The organism is Thiobacillus sp. SCUT-2 (assembly GCF_035621355.1).
Taxonomy (GTDB): Bacteria; Pseudomonadota; Gammaproteobacteria; order Burkholderiales; family Thiobacillaceae; genus Thiobacillus; species Thiobacillus sedimenti.
On record NZ_CP141769.1, the window covers coordinates 1,693,720 to 1,709,803 of the forward strand.

Consider the following 16,084-nt stretch of genomic DNA (forward strand, 5'->3'; position numbering starts at 1 on the left):
GTCAGTGCTTGCCCGACCGCCAGATCGAGAAGATGATCCAGAGGCTGTTCAGGAACGCGATCATGAACCCCAGCAGGCCGAAGAAGGGCAGCCCGAACAGCTGAGGCCCGCCTTTCACCGTCATGATGATGCTGGAGCCGACGACGAGCGACGCGGTCAGGATGCCCATCGTCAGCCGGTTGCTGGCACGGTCGAGCTGCTGCCCGAAGTGATCCAGCCGCTTCAGGTCGAGATCGACGCGGACCCGCCCGCGCCGCACGTCCCTCAGCAGATGGCGCAGGTCGCGCGGCAGGTCGGCGAGGACTTCGAGCGTCTCCCGCACGCTCTTGCGCCCCCGCGCCAGCAGGGCCTGCGGCGTATAGCGCTGCTGGATGACGCGCTCGACGAAGGGCGTCACGTGGTCGATCATGTGGAATTCCGGATCGAGCTGCTGCCCCAGGCCTTCGAGCGTGATCAGCGTCTTGAAGAGCAGCGTCAGGTCCGCCGGGAGGACCAGGTTGTTGTCCCGCATCAAGGCCGTGATGTCGTTCAGCAGCGCACCGATCTTGACGTCCTTGAGCTGCAGGTCGTCGTAGCTCTGCAGCAGCTCCGCCACGTCGTACGCCAGCCGGTCCTCGTCGCCCACCGTATCGCCGCTCCAGTCGAGCAGCACCTGCAGCAGCGCCTGCTCGTCCTTGCGCGTCAGCGCGTGCAGCAGGTCGACGATCTGGTTGCGGCGGCGATGGGTGAGCATCCCGACCATGCCGAAGTCGATCATGCCGATGCGGTTGTCCGGCAGGAACAGCACGTTGCCGGGATGCGGGTCGGCATGGAAGTAGCCGTGCTCCAGCACCATGCGCAGCACGGCGTCGGCGCCGCGCGCCGCCAGCAGCTTCGGATCGAGGCCCTGCGCGCGCAGCTTGTCGGGCGCCACGCCGGTGACGCCGTCGATCTCCTCCTGCACGTTGACGCGGTCGTTGGTGAATTCCCAATAGACGCGGGGAATCTTGACCAGGGGTTCGCTGGCGAAGTGGCGGGCGAACTGGTCGATGTTGCGGGCCTCCTTCACGAGGTCGAGCTCGCGGTTCAGCGAGCGGCGGAACTGCGACACGATCTGCACCGGACCGTAGCGCCGCGAATCCGGCACCTCGCTCTCGAGCAGGCGGGCGGCATGCTCCATGATGCGCAGGTCGGCGCGGATCACGTTCTCGATGCCAGGACGGCGGGCCTTGACGACGACGCGCGTGCCGTCCTTGAGGCGCGCGCGATGCACCTGCGCGATCGACGCCGCCGCAAGCGGAACCGCCTCGAACTCGGCGAACACCGCCGCTGGTTCGCCGCCGAACGCGGCCACGAGGTCGGCGTGCAGGCTCTCGTAGGGCACCGCAGGAACGTGGCTGTGAAGCTTCTCGAATTCCGCGATCCAGTGCGGCGGAAACATGTCGACGCGCGTCGACAGCACCTGCCCGAGCTTGACGAAGGTCGGGCCCAGTTCCTCCAGCGCGCGCCGGATGCGGACCGGCGCCTCCAGCTGGCTGATTTCGCTGGTGCTTTGCCAGTGCAGCACCCGACCCGCACGCTCGAGCACGCCGCTGATCCCCAGCAGGCGCACCAGGTCGCCCCAGCCGTAGCGGATCATCACCGTGGCGATTTCATGCAGGCGCGGCAGGTCGCGCATGACCGAGATGGTTTCCCAGAGCATCGTGGATTCTTGGAATCAGGAATTCCGAGAGTCTAGCCGAAGCGGCGCGCCGGCAGCATGTCCGCGGCCGGAAGGAGGAAGATCAGTGGCGAAGGCGTTCGCTCTGGCGCTTGAGGGCATCGGACAAGGCGTCCAGGATGCCGCTCGCCACCTGGGACAGCCGCTCGGTCGCCGCACCGGCCGACTCGCCCAGCCCCGCGCGTCCGGCGGCGCCGCTCGCCTTGACGCCGCTCGCCAGGCGCTGCAGCGCCTCGCGCACCTGTTCGCCGGTGCGGGTGCCGCTGTGCTTCAGATGATCGCTGAGGTGGCCGAGCTCTTCCTTGAGCTTGCCGCCCGACTGGCTGGCCGTCTGCCTGAGCGTGTCGACGATCTGCGTCTCGAGATCGCGCAGTTGCTCGAGGCTTGCCTTCAGCTCGTTGTCCTTGAATGCCCGCCCCTGCTCGACGGCCTCCTTCAGCGTGTAGGACGCCGCCTGCGCCGCGCTGCCCACCGCCTCGTCCAGGCCGGAAACGGCCTGCCTGAGACCCTCCTTGATCTCGCCGCCGCGCGCGCTCAGGCCGTCGCCCACGCCGGACGCGATCGCCTCGACGAGCGCGCGGATATCGTTGAGCGCCACACGCCGCTCGTGCAACGCACGCGCCGTCAGGTCGCGCACCCGCTCATGCAGGTCGGGCGCCGTCGCCGCCGCGGCCGCTTCCTCGCGCAATTGCGCCAGCTGGGCATTTTCAGGGATACTGGACTCGGAAACTGGGGGGTGCGCATCGCTCATGGTTTTTCCTCCTCGAAATCAAGATTGATGCCGTTTTGGCCGTCATTTCACTCCAACTATAGAGCAGATTGCTATCGATGAAGCCCGCCCTGCTGTGCTCGATGCTGGCCGTGCTGCTGGGACAGCCGGCCCAGGCCGCGCCGTCCGTCGACGTCTCGATGTACGCCGTGAGCCTCGTCGGCAGCCCCTATCGGCTGGGCGGAAGCACGCCCGACAGCGGCCTCGACTGCAGCGGCTTCGTCGACCACGTCTACGAGCAGGTCGCCGGCATCAGGCTGCCGCGCGACAGCCTGGCGATCAGCGAAGCGACGCAGCCGCTCGACCCCGCCGACCTTCAGCCCGGCGACCTGGTCTTCTTCAATACGCTCCACCGCGCCTACTCGCATGTCGGCATCTACCTGGGCGAGGATCGCTTCGTCCATGCGACGAGCAGCCGCACCGGCTCGGTCATGGTGTCGAGCCTCGCCGCGCCCTACTGGCGCGCGCACTTCGACGGCGCCCGCCGGGTCGTCCTGCCGCAAGGCGCAGCGCCGGACACCGCCGCCGTCGAAGCGTCGCGTTGAGCCCCGTCGCAGCACCGCCCGCCGCGGGAACCCCCGCCCGCGCGCAACGATGAATCCGGCCAACCCGCCCAAGTCATGATGACCAGTCCTCCCTCGCCCTTGCGCAGCCTGTTGTTCAACGTCGGGCTCGGCTTCGCGGCTGCCCTGCTGCTGATGCTCGCGGTCATCGGCCTGGGCGTCACCCAGATGGCCTACCTGAACGACGAACTGGAAAACGTCGTGTCGGTCAACAACGTCAAGACCCAGCTCGCCTCCCACATGCGCGACACCCTGCGCGACCGGGCGATGCTGATGCACGACATCGTGGTGACGATCGACCCGTGGGAAAAGGATGCGATGTTCCTGCGCTTCCAGGAATACGGCGAACGCTACGCGAAGGATCGCGCCCAGCTGCTCGCGATGCTGAGCACGCCGGAGGAAAAGCGGCTGATGTCCGAGCTCGACGCCATCACGCTCAGCAACCAGCCGGTCATGTTCGACGTGGTCGAAGCCGCGCTCGAGGACAACAACTACGGCGCGCTGACGCTGCTCCAGAAGGAGGCGATCCCGCTCCAGAACCGGCTGGTCGAGGCGCTCGACAACATGACGAACCTGCAGCGGCGGAACAACGAAAATGCGCTGCGCAAGACGTTCACCGCCTATCAGGCAACGCGCAACCTGATGCTGGTGCTGGGGGTGTCGGCCACCGCGCTCGCGGTGCTGGTCGCGCTCCTCGTCGTCCGCCGCATGCTGACCCAGACGCGCCAGCTGGAAGCGGAAAGGAAGAAATACCGGACCCTGTTCGAAACCAATTCGGACGCCGTCGTCATCCTCGACGAGCAGGGCTTCACCGACTGCAATCCCGCGACGCTCACGCTGTTCGGAATGGATTCGGTCGCCGGCTTTCTCGAAACGCCCATTTCGCGCCTCGGGGTGCGCCTCCAGAGCAACGGCATGACGTCCGCCGACCATGCCGACCAAGCGATCGCGCAGGCGCGCCGGCAAGGACATGCGGTCATGGAGTGGCTGGGACGGCGCCAGGACGGCACCGTGTTCACCGCCGAAATCGCGCTCCACGCGATGGAGCTGGACGGCAGGCAGGTGATCCAGGCCATCATGCGCGACGTCTCGGAGCGGCGTGCCGCCGAGGCCGCCAAGGAGGCGGCGCGCGAAGCCGCCGTGCAGATGGCACGCGCCAAGTCCGAATTCGTCGCCAACGTGAGCCACGAGATCCGCACCCCGATGCACGGCATCCTGGGCATGAGCGGCCTGCTGCTGAAGACGCCGCTCGACGGCCGGCAGCGCGAATACGCCGCCACGCTGAAGAGCTCGGCCGAGAGCCTGCTGACCATCATCAACGACATCCTCGACTTCTCCAAGATCGAGGCGGGCAAGCTCTCGATCGAGTCGGTCGCCTTCTCGCCCGCGACCCTGCTGGAAGGCGTGGTCGCCCTGTTCCAGGCCCGCGCGCTGGAGAAGAACCTGCATCTGGTGCTCGCCCACGCCGATCCGGTGCCCGCGGCCCTGCTCGGCGATCCGGTCCGCATCCGGCAGATCCTGCTCAATCTCGTCGACAACGCGATCAAGTTCACCCACCAGGGCGCGGTCGAGCTCGCCGCGCGCTTCGAACCGGCCGACGGTGTCGTCGAATGCCGCTTCAGCGTGCGCGACAGCGGCATCGGGATGAGTCGGGACGTGCAGGACCGCCTGTTCCAGGCCTTCTCGCAGGCCGACTCGTCGACGACCCGCCGCTACGGCGGGACCGGCCTGGGGCTCGCGGTATCGAGCCAGCTGGCGACCCTGATGGGCGGCCAGCTGACGGTGGAAAGCGCCCCTGGACAGGGCAGCCGCTTCACGCTGTCGCTGCGGCTTCCCGTGACCGACCTGCCCCTGGCCGATTTGCCGGCACAAGCCGCGGTTCAATTGCGCGGGCGCATCCTGATGGTGGAAGACCATCCGGTCAACCAGAAGGTCCTCTCCCACCAGCTGGGCGAGATGGGGCTGCAATACGTGGTGGCCGCCAGCGGGGCCGAGGCGCTGGACCGGCTGTCGAAGGAAGCCTTCGATCTCGTGCTGATGGACTGGCAGATGCCCGTGATGGACGGGCTCGAGGCAACCGAGCGCATCCGGCGGCTGGCCTCCGACGCGCGCAACATCCCGATCATCGCGCTGACGGCCAACGCGAACGCCGGCTTCCGCGACGCGTGCCTGGCGGCCGGCGCGAACGATTACCTGAGCAAGCCGTATACCGACGCCGCGCTGGCTGCGCTCCTCATGCAGTGGCTGCCGGAATCCGCACCGGCGGCCGATGCGCGCCCGCTGTTCGACCAAGCGGAGCTGCTTGCACGTTACCCAGGCAATCCCCAGCTGGTAAAGGAGCTGGAGGCGGTCTTCGTTTCGACGACCGAGGCGAGCCTGGCGACGCTCAAGGCCGCCATCGCGCTGCGCCAGGACGACGTCTGCCGCAAGGAAGCGCATGCGCTGAAGGGCGCGGCGGCGAGCGTGATGGCGACCCCGGTCCAGGAGTCTGCGGCGCGCATCGAAGCGCATCTGCAGGCGGGCGACTTCGCCGCGGCGACCGCCGAGCGGGACGCCCTGGATGCACGTTTCCGTGCCTATGCCGATTCCTCACGTTGACTCGGCGGGAACGGCGCGTAGGATTAAAATGGATTTCTGGAGCTTTGCCATGATGCGCCTCTCTGCCTTTGCCATTGCCGCCCTGTGCGCCATGCCGGTGCTCGCCGCCGAGCCACCGGCAGCCGCTGCGTCGCCGGCGGCGGATGGCTGGATCAACGCCACGCCGACGCCGTACGGCCCGCTGCTGATCCAGCAGGCCCCCCCGCCGCCCCACCGCGACTACCAGATGAACCGGGTGCTGACGCCGGAGGAGAAGAAGCGCTGGTTCGACATGGCGATGCCGGGTATCGCCAGCCTGATGCAGATGGACGCGCGCGAGGCGATGAACTACTTCGCCGTCAAGTACAAGGTCCGCCCCGGGCTGTCCTTCGACCAGGTGGTCGAATCGATGATGCTGCGCGCCAACCGGGACAATCTGAAGCTGGTGGGCTCGAACCTGATCTGGAAGGAATTCCGCGCCACGCTGCACGACGAAACGGCGCCGCGCGTCGAGGTTTACAGCTTCTGCGACATCGCCGTCGGCCGCGAACTCATGAAGCTCGTCCCCGAAATCGTCGTCTTCCTGCCCTGCCGCATCGCCGTGATGGAGGATGCCGACAAGAATATCTGGGTGCTCACGCTGGACTGGGACGCCACCTGGCTCGACCAGGCCGGCCGGCAGACGGGCATCACGCCGGAATTGCGCAAGGGAGTGATGGAAATTCGCGACAAGCTCGACGACGTGATGCGCGCCGCGGCCAACGGCGAGCTATAAATCCGAGCCTCACCCCGAAAAAAAACCTGAATGACGCCGGCGGCGGCGGGATGGCACCATACGCCATCGTCCCCGCTGCGCCGCGCCGCATGCCACTGCCGACCTCTCCCTTCGCCTCGCTCGACAGGCTACAGCAGGATTTCGCCGACGGGCTGGCCGCCATGCTGGCCCGCCATCGCGGCCTGGGCGTCTATATCCTCGCGCTGGCGAACGCCGCCTACGACCGTGATCTATGGACACGGCTTGCGCCCGCCCTGGCGGCGCGCCACGCCGAACTTGCCGATGCGCTCGCCGAGTCCCTGCGCGGGGGGCGGACGCCCGCCGAGCCGGACGACGACGTCATGGTCTTCCTCAAGCTGAACCTGATCGGCTTCGACCGCCTCGGCCGCATGGAAAGCCGTCGCGCCGGCCCCTGGCACGTGATGTTCAACCCGATCCGCGCCCTGCGCCCGCCGCGCATCAGCGGCCAGACGTTCGCGGGCCTGCTGCACCCCTTCGATCGCGCGGGCTTCCACTTCAACAAACCCTTCCTCGCCCGCGAAATGCTGTGGGAGGGCACGCTTGCCGGCAAGCCGGCGCGCCTCCTCTACAACAAGTTTCCGTTCGCCCGCCTGCACGGGCTGCTGGTGCCCGAGCCGGCGCGCGAGCTTCCGCAATATCTGACCCCCGAACTGCATGGCTGGGCCTGGCATCTGTGCGCCCACGCCGGCACCCCGGGCCTCTGCCTGGGCTACAACAGCGCGGGGGCGGGTGCCTCGGTCAACCACCTGCATTTCCAGAGCTTCGTCCAGAGCGACGCGCTGCCGGCGCAGGACCCGCGATTCACCCACAACGGCGGCGACGTCCCCTACCCGCTGCCCTGCCGGCGCTTCACCCAGCCCGCGGACGCCTGGATCGAACTCGACCGCCTGCACGAGGACGGTACGCCCTACAACGCCATCTACAGCCGCAACTGCCTCCACCTGATCGCGCGTCTGCCGCACGACAGCGGCGCACTCGAGCCTGACTGCCGCGGCTACGGCTGGAGCGAGATGGCGGGCGCGGTCACGCTGTTCAGCCGGCCGGCCTTCGAGGCGCTCGCGGCCGGCGCGTTCGAGGCATCCCTGGCGACGTTTGCGCCGGTGCCCCTGGCCGCCTCCGCTAGAGCGTAATCACCTGTCCCTGCATCAGCGCCTCGACGCCCCAGCCGGGCGCCGCCGTGCGCACCTCGTTCATGATCGCCGCCTCGTTGCCCGGCTTGAGATGGGTGATCCACACTTCCGGCGCGACACGCAGCGCCTGCAGTTCGGCCGCCAGCGACTCCGGCCAGTGATGCTTCGCCAGGATGGCGATGTCCTTCAGTTCGTTCTCGAACGAGGTCTCGATGATCAGATGGCGCAAGTCCGGAATGGCGTTGAGCGCAGCAATGAGGGCATCGCTGTGCCCGGTGTCGCCGCTGAACGCAAGGCTGCCCGCCGCCGTCGCCACGTGGTAGCCGCAGGCCGGCACGACGTGATGCGCCGGCAGCGGCCGGAAGACACGGCCATCGAGCGTCAGCGCCCCGTCCGCTGCCAGTGCCTCGAAGCGCAGCCACGGCGCCTCCGCGTTCGGGATCCTGCGGAAATCCGGCCACAGCTTCCAGTTGAACAGGTGCTCGGAAAGCACCTCCAGCACTTCGGGCAGCGCATGCACCGTCACCGGCGCGCCGCGCAGGTCGCCGACGCTGTCGAGCAGCAGGGGCAGGCCGAGCACGTGGTCGAGGTGCGCGTGGGTCAGGAAGACGTGGTCGATCTTCACCAGCTGCTCGAAATCGAGCGCAGTGAGGCCGCTGCCGGCGTCGATCAGCACGTCGTCGTCGACCAGCAGGCAGGTCGTCTGGCGGCCGCTGCCGATGCCGCCGCTGCAGCCCAATACGGTCAGTTTCATGCTATTTCGTCGTGTAGACGAACACCCCGTCCCACCCTGCCGGCGGCGGTTGTGTCCGGAAGTGCGCGATGCGCTCAAGGTAGATATCGTACAACGCCCGCGGGGCACGGCGGTTGAGCGCCCGCAGCGCCGCCTCGGCGGCATCCCAGTCCTGCTTCTGGTAGGCGGCGAACGCGGCCGCGAACGCAGCCGCGTCCTCGCGCACCGCTTCGGCGAGCGTGGCCATGGGCCCGAGTGGCTCGTAGATCGCGACCGGCGTCTCCTTGCCCTTGACGCGGACGACGTCGACTTTCATGAAGGCATGCACCGGGTCGGCGTCGACCGTCGGCTGGGTGACGAGGATGCCGACGCCATATTGCTTCGTGATGCCTTCGAGGCGCGAGCCGAGGTTCACCGCGTCGCCCATCACCGTGTACGACATGCGGAATTCCGAACCCATGTTGCCGACGCTCATGCGGCCGGTGTTGACGCCGATGCCGATCTTCAGCTCGGGCCAGCCGCGCGCGGCGAACTCGCGGTTCAGCTGCGGCAGCGCGGCCTGCATCGCGAGCGCGGTAGCGACCGCGCGGGTGGCGTGGTCGGCGAGGTCGACCGGCGCGTTCCAGAAGGCCATGATGGCGTCGCCGATGTACTTGTCGATGGTGCCGCGCTGCTCCTGGACGATGCGCGTCATCGTCGACAGGTAGGCGTTCAGCACCTCGGCGAGCTCGGTCGGCGGCAGCTTCTCGGAAAAATTCGTGAAGCCGCGGATATCGGAGAACAGCACGGTCATGTCGCGCGACTGTCCTTCCATGGTGTAGTGCCCGGGGTCGCGGCTCATTTCGTCCGCCAGCTCCGGCGGCACGTACTGCCCGAACAGCCGGGTGATCTGGCGCTTGCTGCGTGTCGCCGCAAAGAAGCCATACGCGGTGTTGAGTCCGTACAGCCCGAAGACCGCAAGCATCGGAGCCGCCATCGGCACCACCCAGGACTTCGACCACGCCGCGGCGTAGGCCGCCAGCAGCAGCGCGAGCAGGGCGACCGTCGCGAGCAGGCCGACGATCGGCCCGACGCGCAGCAATACCAGCGTCAGCAGCGTGCCGAGCACGAGCACCGCCAGCAGCCGCGCATCGCGTGCCCACGGCGGGGTGCTGCGGGTGGTGCCGTCGAGCATGCCCGCGATCAGATGGGCGTGGATCTCGACGCCGGGGAAGGCGTTGGAAAACGGCGTCACGCGCAGATCGGCGAGCCCCGGCGCGGTCGAGCCGACGAGCACGATGCGGTTTTCCAGCTGCGCCGGCGCCACCTTGCCCGCCAGCACCTGCGCGGCCGAAACATACGGGAACGGCGCGCCGGCGCGGTACGGCACGTACACGCTGCCGTCGCCGCTCAGCGGCACGCGGATGCCGCCGACCTCGATCCACGGCGTCCGAAACGCACGACCGAGCAGCGACTCGCGCTCGACGCCGGCGCGCACCGCATCGCCGCCGAATGCGACCCGCAAGGTCGACGGCGCCAGCGCCAGGTAGTAGCCGGCGCCGAAGGGACTCAGCAGCGGCATCCGGCGCGCCGTGCCGTCCGGATCGGCGCGCATGTTGAAGAAGCCGGCACCTTCGGCGGCGCGCTGGAAGGCTGCCAGGTTGGCGCCATAGCCGGTCGGCGCCGGCAGTCCGGGGCGCAGCGGCGCGAACGCATCGGCGGGCAGTGCGGGGGCCGGCAGGGTGCCGGTCCGTTCGGTGCCGTAGCCCTGCGGCAGGAAGTAGTAGCCGAGCGACACCGGTCTACCGGCCAGGCTTTGGGCAAAGCGCGCGTCGAAGTCGAGGCGCGGCGCGAGCCGTCCGAAGGCTGCCTGGAATTCGCGGTTCCCTGCAAGATCGCGCCGTGCCAGCCGCCGGAGCGCATCGAGACCGGAGCTCGTGTCGGGCTCGGCGAACACCACGTCGAACCCCACCGCCGCGACGCCGTAGCGGTCGAACAGCTGGTTCATCAGGGCACTCATGGTGTCGCGGCTCCAGGGCCAGCGTCCGACCGCTTTCAGGCTCGCCTCGTCGATGTCGAGGATGGCCACGCGATCGTCGCTGCCGCCGGGCGCCGTGCGCTTGAGCCAGGCGTCATACAGCCAGGCCTCCGCCCGCTGCAGCGGCGCGATGTCGATGGCGCCGGCGACATGCGCCGCGACCAGCATGACCAGCAGCGCAGACAGCCCCGCCTGCACCAGCCGGGACGAAACGCGTCTCACCGGATGCGGTAGAAGCGGCCCGCCACGTCCTTGCCGTGGACGTCATCGAGACGGCTGCCGACGGCTTCGCCGAGCGCTGCCAGCCGGTCGGCCGGCAACGGATGCGTCTTGAACAGGAGACTGGTCCGGCTGTCCTTGGGCGGCAGGCCGGCAAGGTCCTGCAAGACGTCGGGCAGCCCCCAGGGGTCGTAGCCGGCGCGCGCGGCGAGCACGATGCCGAGGCGGTCGGCTTCGAACTCGGCGTTCTTGTCGAGGCTGCGCGCCATGATCTCGGCGCCGTTGCCGATGAGGTTCTGCACCACCTGGTCGCTGCCCTTCGCCTTGCTGCTCGCCGCCTGTCCGAGGGCGCCGATCAGGCTGGACTGCTTGAGCACCTTGAGGTGATGCTTCTTCGTCACGTGGGCGATTTCATGCGCCAGCACGCCGGCGAGTTCCGCCTCGTTGTCGAGGCGGCGGTACAAGCCCTTGGTGACGAAGACGTAGCCGCCCGGCGCGGCGAACGCGTTGATGTCCTCGGTGTCGAGCACGCCGAAGTGCCAGGTGATGTCCTTGCGTCCGCTCTGCAGGGCAACCCACTCGCCGACCTGGTTGACGTAGCGCTGCAGCCTGTCGTCGTGCACCAGCGGCACGGCACCCAGCAGGTTGCCCGCGATCTGCCTGCCGATGCGCGTCTCCTCCTCGGGCGAGTAATCGCCGAACAGCGCGAAGCCGAGCTGCCCCGCGTCGATCTTCTGCTTGGCGGGCGGCTGGGTGGCGGCGCTCTGCGCGGCATCGGGTGCCGTCTGCGCCGGCTTCTTCTTGTTCAGTTCCTGGTTGATGCCTTCCTCGAGCAGCTTGCCGAAATCGAACGCCGCCGCCGTCCCGCTAACAGCCACCAGTGCGGCGGCCAGAATCATCGGTCCGAATTTCATTCGTTGCCTCCCCACGGCGAACTCGATTGTGCCGGCTGCGGCGCGGGCAGCTCCCCGACCTTGGCCGTCTTCAGTCCCGCCTGCGCCGCGAAGCTGCGGGCGGCGGCAGGCGTTTCCTGCCACGCAGCCAGCCGCGCCAGCTCTTCGGCGTTGAATTTCGCCTGCTTCAGATCCTCGTCGTCGAGGCCGCGCAGGCCTGCCACGGCCACCACCCGGCTGGGGTCGGACTTCCTCGTCGCGGCGCCCACCACGTCGCCGAGGCCGGCGCCGCCGAGCCCGCCCGCCCCCGCACGCACCGAGAGCAGCCGGATCCAGCCCGTCGAACGGCCGGCACTCACGCGCAGCCAGCCCCCCTGCTTGGCGAGGATATTCACGCTGGTTCCCTTGGCGACGCTGCCCGCGAGCGGGGAGGCCGCATTGGGCTGGCTGTAGAGCTTGTCGTTGCGCAGGACCGTGCCGGGGGCCGCAAGCGCGGACGCAGCCGCGCCGAGCGCGAGCACCGCGACCAGAGTCTTGAATCGTTTCATCGTGTGTCGTCTCCTTCTGTCGGCGAAACTGTAGGCCCTGCCCTGCGGCCGCGCAAGCGCGCCGTGGCACGGGACCGATGATGGCGTTAAGATGCCGCGATGACTCTGCTCGCGACATCGATCGAATCGCTCGGCGCCAAGGTCGTCGGCTGGTTCACCGTCGGCTACGGCATGTTCGCCTTCCTGGCCCGGGCCGCGCTGCTGCTGCTGGATCGCTCGACCTGGAACCGCGCCACCTTCGACGTCGTGGTGAAGCAGGTCTACTTTACCGCCGTGCAGATCCTGCATGTGTTCCTCGGCTACGCGCTGGTCATCTCCTGGCTCCTCATCAGCATCATCCTCTCCACCGCGCGCGACTTCGGCCTCACCGAATTCGCCAGCGAGATGACGATCCGCACGCTGGTGCTGGAACTGCTGCCCTTCCTGACCGCGCTGTTCGTCGCCCTGCGCTCCGGCAGCGCGATCAACACCGAGGTCGCGCTGATGCAGGTCAACAACGAGTTGGATGCACTGGCGCACTGCAAGGTTCCGCCGCTGCAGTTCGAGTTCCTGCCGCGCCTGATCGGCGGCGTCGTCTCGGTCGTCACCCTGTCCGGGCTGGCCGGCCTGCTGGCCCTGCTGATCGGCTACCTTGCGATCTACGGAACCAACGTCGCCGGCTTCGAACCCTATACCGCGACCATCGCGAAGATCTTCGACTTCCGGATCATGGCGGGGCTGCTCGTGAAATGCGCGCTGTTCGGGCTGGCCGTCACGCTGATCCCGGTCACCGCGGGGCTGGAGACGCCGAAGAAGCTCTTCATGGTGCCGGTCTCGGTGCTGCGCGGCATGATGCGGGTGTTTTTCGCCATCGTGGCGATCGAGGTGGTGTCATTAGCGCTCAAATACGTCTGATCGCATTCGACGACCGCGCCAGCCTGATGGCGGAGGTCGCGGCCCTGCCGGACGACGTCGCGCGCGTGGCGCTCGACCTGCCGTTGCGGGCCAACCTGTCGGCGCTCGACAACATCGCGCTGATCCCGATCTACCAGCGCCATTCCGGCGTCGAGGAATCGAACCGGCAGGCGGAGCTGCTGCTGGAGCAACTCGGACATGCCGACATCGCGGCGCTGCGCGACCCGGACATGACGCCGGCCCAGCGCTTCGCCGCCAAGCTGGCGCGCGCGCTGATCCTCAGGCGGCCGCGCCTGGTCATCGACCGCCCCGGGGCCATGCTCTACGATGTGCCGTATCCGGCTTTCATCCGGGAACTCGCCGCACAGGCCGGGATGACGGGCACCTGGGAGATTTTCGACTTCCGCTGGAACCAGCCACTCTACGAAGCATGAACAAACTGCATTTCAAGGTCGGGCTGTTCGCCGTCGCCTCGCTGCTGCTGGCCGCCACATTCATCGTCTACCTGCTGCACGCGCGCGGCTTCTTCGAGAAGACCTTCCACCTGCAGCTGGCGGCGTCCAGCGCGGACGGCGTCGCGCCGGGCGTTCCCGTGGTGTTTTCCGGCATCGAGATCGGCCGCGTCACCACGCTGGGCCTGAACGATAACGGCGGCATCGTCATCCAGACCGAGTTCTCCGCGCGCAATGCGAAGTGGCTCAAGGAAAACAGCAGCTTCACGCTCGACAAGCCCATCGTCGGCGGCGCCAAGATCCGCGTGGATTCGCCCGACCTCGGCGCGCCCGCCCTGCCCGATCACGCCACCATGCTGCTGCTGAGTTCCGACATCACCAAGGAGCTTCCGGGGCTGGTCGAGCGCGTGCAGGCGATTCTCGCCAACCTCGAGCGCCTGACCCGCAAGGACGGTGAACTCGACGCCACGCTGGCCAATGCGAAGACGGTGACGGGGCGCATGACCGGCGAGTACGGCATGCTAGAGGGCCTGCTCGGCAGCCCGGAAAAGGCGCGCACGGTCACGGACTCGCTCGCGCAGACCCGCGCCCTCATGACCCGGCTCGACAGCATGGCCGCCAAGACCGACCAGTGGCTGTTCGCAAACCAGGGCGTGGCCGAACAGACGCGCGAATCGCTGTCGCAGATCCGCCAGCTGCTGGCCGACGCCCAGTCGAGCCTGAAGAAGGCCGATACCGTCATGGCGAATGCCGTGGCCATTTCCGCCAACGTCAAGGACGGCACCCAGGACCTCGCCCGCCTGCGCACCGAAATCGACGACGCCGTGCGCAAGGCGAACGCGCTCGTCAACGAGATCAACAGGAAATGGCCCTTTGCCCGCGAACCCGAGGTGAAGCTGCCGTGAGAGCCCTGCTCGCTGTCGCTTCCCTGCTCCTGGCCGCCTGCGGGACCGGCGGCCCGCCGCCGCCGGACTGGAAGAGCGATGCCGCCGATCTGGTCGAGCGCTACCAGAAGCACGCCCTGCTGGGCGAGAACACCCTCGCCGAGCGCTACTTCCAGCAGGCGGTCGCCGCGACCGGAGGCGCGGGCCGCATCGGCGAGACCGCCCGCCTGTGGCTGGTGCACTGCGCCACCCGCCGCGCCATGCTGATCGACGATGCCTGCACGGAGTACGCGGAGCTTGCCGCCGCCGCCCCCGACGCGGCCGACGACGCCTACTTCCGCTTCCTGACCCTGCGGTGGCAAGGACTCGACCCCGCCCGGCTGCCGCCCCAGCATCGCGAACTGCTGCGCGCACCGCCGGATGCGCGCAACCTGGCCCTCGATGCGGTCACCGATCCGCTCGCGCGCCTGCTGGACGCCAGCCTGCTGGTCATGCGCGGCGAAGCCGACCGCGCCACCCTGTCGCTCGCCACGGAAACGGCATCGGCCCAGGGCTGGCGCCAGCCCCTGCTGACCTACCTGAAGCTCCAACGGAGGCAGGCCGATGCCAGCGGCGACGCCACCGCCCGGGCCCGGCTCGACCGGCGCATCCGGCTGGTGGAAGAGGCCCTGTCGGCGGCAGCCCGATAACGGCGGCGCCGGGCGCCACGCCCCGTCCCGGCGAACGGACGTGCAGGCTCATTGACAAGCCCGCACGCGATGATTACCGTGCTGCCTCGGAGATCAAATTCTTCGCAAAAAACAAGCTGTAACCCCGCATATTCAAATAGGAGGAGTGCCCCATGAAATACGCTTCGATCGCGCTGGCCGCCCTGGCCGCATTTGCATCTGCCGCCCACGCTGCGCCGGCCATGATGTCCCCCGAGTGGACCGCCCAGGCGTGCGACGCCTGGAACAAGGATGCCACGCTGGCCAACGGCCTCGGCGAAAAGTGGATCAAGAACGACAAGGGCCGCGGCTACAAGATCATCCACCTCTACCGCACCGACTGCGGCGAAGCGACCCAGACCGAACTGAAGATCGTGGCCAAGGAAGGCAAGGCCATCTGCGTCTACGGCGGCGCGGTGCAGAACCCGCGGATGGACTACGCCGTCGACTACACGATGCACGCCACCACCGATCGCTGGGACGAAATGGGCGCCGGCGAGTATGGCCCGATGAAGGCCATGATGTTCGGCCGCCTCAAGTTCACCGGCCCGAAGATGGAAGCGATGAGCGTGATGGGCCCGTTCGAGGCCTTCCTCCGCCTGCCGGGCAAGATCCCCGGCGACAAGGCCTGCCCCGCCAAGTAAGCCGCGCACTGCATGAAAAAGCCGGGATCGCTCCCGGCTTTTTTGTTGCCTCGGCGCGTTGCGTGCTTCAGTGCAGCGTCGTCGGCACCGGGTCGAGCGGCCGGCCATTGCGGATTTCCTCGGGGGTGGCATCGCGGATATCCGTGACGTTCACCAGGCAGGTCACGCTCTGCCCTGCCAGCGAGGGATTGCCATCCACGGTCACCTTGCCGTCCTCGATCTTGGTGACATAGAAAGGCTTGGTCTCGCCCGCCTCGTTCTCGAACAGGACCTCGGCGCCGACGCGGCGGAATTGCGGCGGCACGTTCTCGATGTCGTCGACGAACACCAGGCTCTCGTCGCGCTCGCCGTAGCCTTCCTCGGGCGACAGGGCGATCTCGACGCGGTCACCCACCTTGCAGCCCGCCACCGCGGCCTCGATTGCCGGCAGGATGCCGCTGTTGGCGCCGTGCACGTAGCCGACCGGGATGTCGTGCTGCTCGACGACCATGCCGCGCGCGTCGAGGATGGAGTAGGTGATGTATACGAGTTTGTTACGCGTCACGGTGGTCATGCTGTC

Annotated in this window: 16 protein-coding genes; 9 read left to right on the plus strand and 7 right to left on the minus strand. The window is 68.1% G+C overall.

The features are described 5' to 3' along the window. Window position 1 precedes the first annotated feature (1 nt). Window positions 2-1,681: an ABC1 kinase family protein gene (locus tag VA613_RS08305; RefSeq protein WP_324778633.1), complete on the minus strand. Its 1,680-nt coding sequence runs from the start codon at window positions 1,679-1,681 to the stop codon at window positions 2-4. An 82-nt stretch (window positions 1,682-1,763) separates the two neighbouring features. Then, complete coding sequence (locus VA613_RS08310) at window positions 1,764-2,450, minus strand: DUF6781 family protein (RefSeq protein WP_324778634.1); 687 nt, start codon at window positions 2,448-2,450, stop codon at window positions 1,764-1,766. 77 nt (window positions 2,451-2,527) lie between these two features. Here VA613_RS08310 and VA613_RS08315 point away from each other — a divergent pair, with 77 nt between their 5' ends. The 4 genes from VA613_RS08315 (at window position 2,528) to VA613_RS08330 (ending at window position 7,534) form a co-directional block, all read left to right on the plus strand. Further along, window positions 2,528-3,013 carry a C40 family peptidase gene (locus VA613_RS08315; RefSeq protein ID WP_324778635.1) on the plus strand — a complete coding sequence of 162 codons (486 nt, stop codon included), beginning with the start codon at window positions 2,528-2,530 and terminating at the stop codon, window positions 3,011-3,013. Window positions 3,014-3,088: 75 nt separating this feature from the next. Beyond that, on the plus strand, window positions 3,089-5,629 hold the full coding sequence (locus VA613_RS08320; RefSeq protein WP_324778636.1) for an ATP-binding protein: 2,541 nt from the start codon (window positions 3,089-3,091) through the stop codon (window positions 5,627-5,629). A gap of 49 nt (window positions 5,630-5,678) precedes the next feature. After that, window positions 5,679-6,383, plus strand: coding sequence for a DUF302 domain-containing protein (locus VA613_RS08325; RefSeq protein ID WP_324778637.1), 705 nt, complete (start codon window positions 5,679-5,681; stop codon window positions 6,381-6,383). Window positions 6,384-6,433: 50 nt separating this feature from the next. Continuing rightward, a complete protein-coding gene (locus VA613_RS08330) occupies window positions 6,434-7,534 on the plus strand; it encodes a hypothetical protein (protein ID WP_324778638.1) in 1,101 nt (366 codons plus the stop codon). Here the strand turns inward: VA613_RS08330 and VA613_RS08335 are convergent. From VA613_RS08335 to VA613_RS08350, 4 genes are read right to left on the minus strand one after another with little or no spacing between them, the layout of a single operon-like run. Further along, the gene (locus tag VA613_RS08335; RefSeq protein ID WP_324778639.1) at window positions 7,524-8,288 is read right to left on the minus strand and encodes a 3',5'-cyclic-nucleotide phosphodiesterase; all 765 of its coding nucleotides are present in this window, start codon (window positions 8,286-8,288) and stop codon (window positions 7,524-7,526) included. The genes VA613_RS08330 and VA613_RS08335 overlap by 11 nt on opposite strands. A 1-nt stretch (window position 8,289) precedes the next feature. Continuing rightward, complete coding sequence (locus VA613_RS08340) at window positions 8,290-10,506, minus strand: CHASE2 domain-containing protein (RefSeq protein ID WP_324778640.1); 2,217 nt, start codon at window positions 10,504-10,506, stop codon at window positions 8,290-8,292. Beyond that, window positions 10,503-11,417, minus strand: a complete 915-nt coding sequence (locus tag VA613_RS08345) for a M48 family metallopeptidase (protein ID WP_324778641.1) — start codon at window positions 11,415-11,417, stop codon at window positions 10,503-10,505. Before VA613_RS08345 ends, VA613_RS08340 begins: the two co-directional genes overlap by 4 nt. Then, complete coding sequence (locus VA613_RS08350; RefSeq protein WP_324778642.1) at window positions 11,414-11,944, minus strand: SH3 domain-containing protein; 531 nt, start codon at window positions 11,942-11,944, stop codon at window positions 11,414-11,416. The genes VA613_RS08345 and VA613_RS08350 overlap by 4 nt, the downstream gene beginning before the upstream one ends. A 99-nt stretch (window positions 11,945-12,043) precedes the next feature. Here VA613_RS08350 and VA613_RS08355 point away from each other — a divergent pair, with 99 nt between their 5' ends. The 5 genes from VA613_RS08355 (at window position 12,044) to VA613_RS08375 (ending at window position 15,525) form a co-directional block, all read left to right on the plus strand. Then, window positions 12,044-12,838, plus strand: coding sequence for an MlaE family ABC transporter permease (locus VA613_RS08355; RefSeq protein WP_324778643.1), 795 nt, complete (start codon window positions 12,044-12,046; stop codon window positions 12,836-12,838). 26 nt (window positions 12,839-12,864) lie between these two features. Next, window positions 12,865-13,272 carry a P-loop NTPase family protein gene (locus VA613_RS08360; protein ID WP_324778644.1) on the plus strand — a complete coding sequence of 136 codons (408 nt, stop codon included), beginning with the start codon at window positions 12,865-12,867 and terminating at the stop codon, window positions 13,270-13,272. Next, on the plus strand, window positions 13,269-14,195 hold the full coding sequence (locus tag VA613_RS08365) for an MlaD family protein (RefSeq protein ID WP_324778645.1): 927 nt from the start codon (window positions 13,269-13,271) through the stop codon (window positions 14,193-14,195). Before VA613_RS08360 ends, VA613_RS08365 begins: the two co-directional genes overlap by 4 nt. Then, window positions 14,192-14,863 carry a hypothetical protein gene (locus VA613_RS08370; protein WP_324778646.1) on the plus strand — a complete coding sequence of 224 codons (672 nt, stop codon included), beginning with the start codon at window positions 14,192-14,194 and terminating at the stop codon, window positions 14,861-14,863. The genes VA613_RS08365 and VA613_RS08370 overlap by 4 nt, the downstream gene beginning before the upstream one ends. 152 nt (window positions 14,864-15,015) lie before the next feature. Next, on the plus strand, window positions 15,016-15,525 hold the full coding sequence (locus VA613_RS08375; protein WP_324778647.1) for an SCP2 sterol-binding domain-containing protein: 510 nt from the start codon (window positions 15,016-15,018) through the stop codon (window positions 15,523-15,525). A gap of 67 nt (window positions 15,526-15,592) precedes the next feature. Here VA613_RS08375 and VA613_RS08380 read toward each other — a convergent pair whose 3' ends face one another. Further along, window positions 15,593-16,078: an FKBP-type peptidyl-prolyl cis-trans isomerase gene (locus tag VA613_RS08380; protein WP_324778648.1), complete on the minus strand. Its 486-nt coding sequence runs from the start codon at window positions 16,076-16,078 to the stop codon at window positions 15,593-15,595. Window positions 16,079-16,084 lie beyond the last annotated feature (6 nt).

Bases quoted from the DNA above. Each gene is read 5' to 3' on its own strand.
- VA613_RS08305 (WP_324778633.1), bottom strand. From the start codon at position 1,681: ATGCTCTGGGAAACCATCTCGGTCATGCGCGACCTGCCGCGCCTGCAT.
- VA613_RS08310 (WP_324778634.1), bottom strand. From the start codon at position 2,450: ATGAGCGATGCGCACCCCCCAGTTTCCGAGTCCAGTATCCCTGAAAAT.
- VA613_RS08380 (WP_324778648.1), bottom strand. From the start codon at position 16,078: ATGACCACCGTGACGCGTAACAAACTCGTATACATCACCTACTCCATC.
- VA613_RS08365 (WP_324778645.1), top strand. From the start codon at position 13,269: ATGAACAAACTGCATTTCAAGGTCGGGCTGTTCGCCGTCGCCTCGCTG.
- VA613_RS08325 (WP_324778637.1), top strand. From the start codon at position 5,679: ATGATGCGCCTCTCTGCCTTTGCCATTGCCGCCCTGTGCGCCATGCCG.
- VA613_RS08315 (WP_324778635.1), top strand. From the start codon at position 2,528: ATGAAGCCCGCCCTGCTGTGCTCGATGCTGGCCGTGCTGCTGGGACAG.
- VA613_RS08360 (WP_324778644.1), top strand. From the start codon at position 12,865: ATGGCGGAGGTCGCGGCCCTGCCGGACGACGTCGCGCGCGTGGCGCTC.
- VA613_RS08355 (WP_324778643.1), top strand. From the start codon at position 12,044: ATGACTCTGCTCGCGACATCGATCGAATCGCTCGGCGCCAAGGTCGTC.
- VA613_RS08350 (WP_324778642.1), bottom strand. From the start codon at position 11,944: ATGAAACGATTCAAGACTCTGGTCGCGGTGCTCGCGCTCGGCGCGGCT.
- VA613_RS08330 (WP_324778638.1), top strand. From the start codon at position 6,434: ATGGCACCATACGCCATCGTCCCCGCTGCGCCGCGCCGCATGCCACTG.
- VA613_RS08335 (WP_324778639.1), bottom strand. From the start codon at position 8,288: ATGAAACTGACCGTATTGGGCTGCAGCGGCGGCATCGGCAGCGGCCGC.
- VA613_RS08320 (WP_324778636.1), top strand. From the start codon at position 3,089: ATGATGACCAGTCCTCCCTCGCCCTTGCGCAGCCTGTTGTTCAACGTC.
- VA613_RS08345 (WP_324778641.1), bottom strand. From the start codon at position 11,417: ATGAAATTCGGACCGATGATTCTGGCCGCCGCACTGGTGGCTGTTAGC.
- VA613_RS08375 (WP_324778647.1), top strand. From the start codon at position 15,016: ATGAAATACGCTTCGATCGCGCTGGCCGCCCTGGCCGCATTTGCATCT.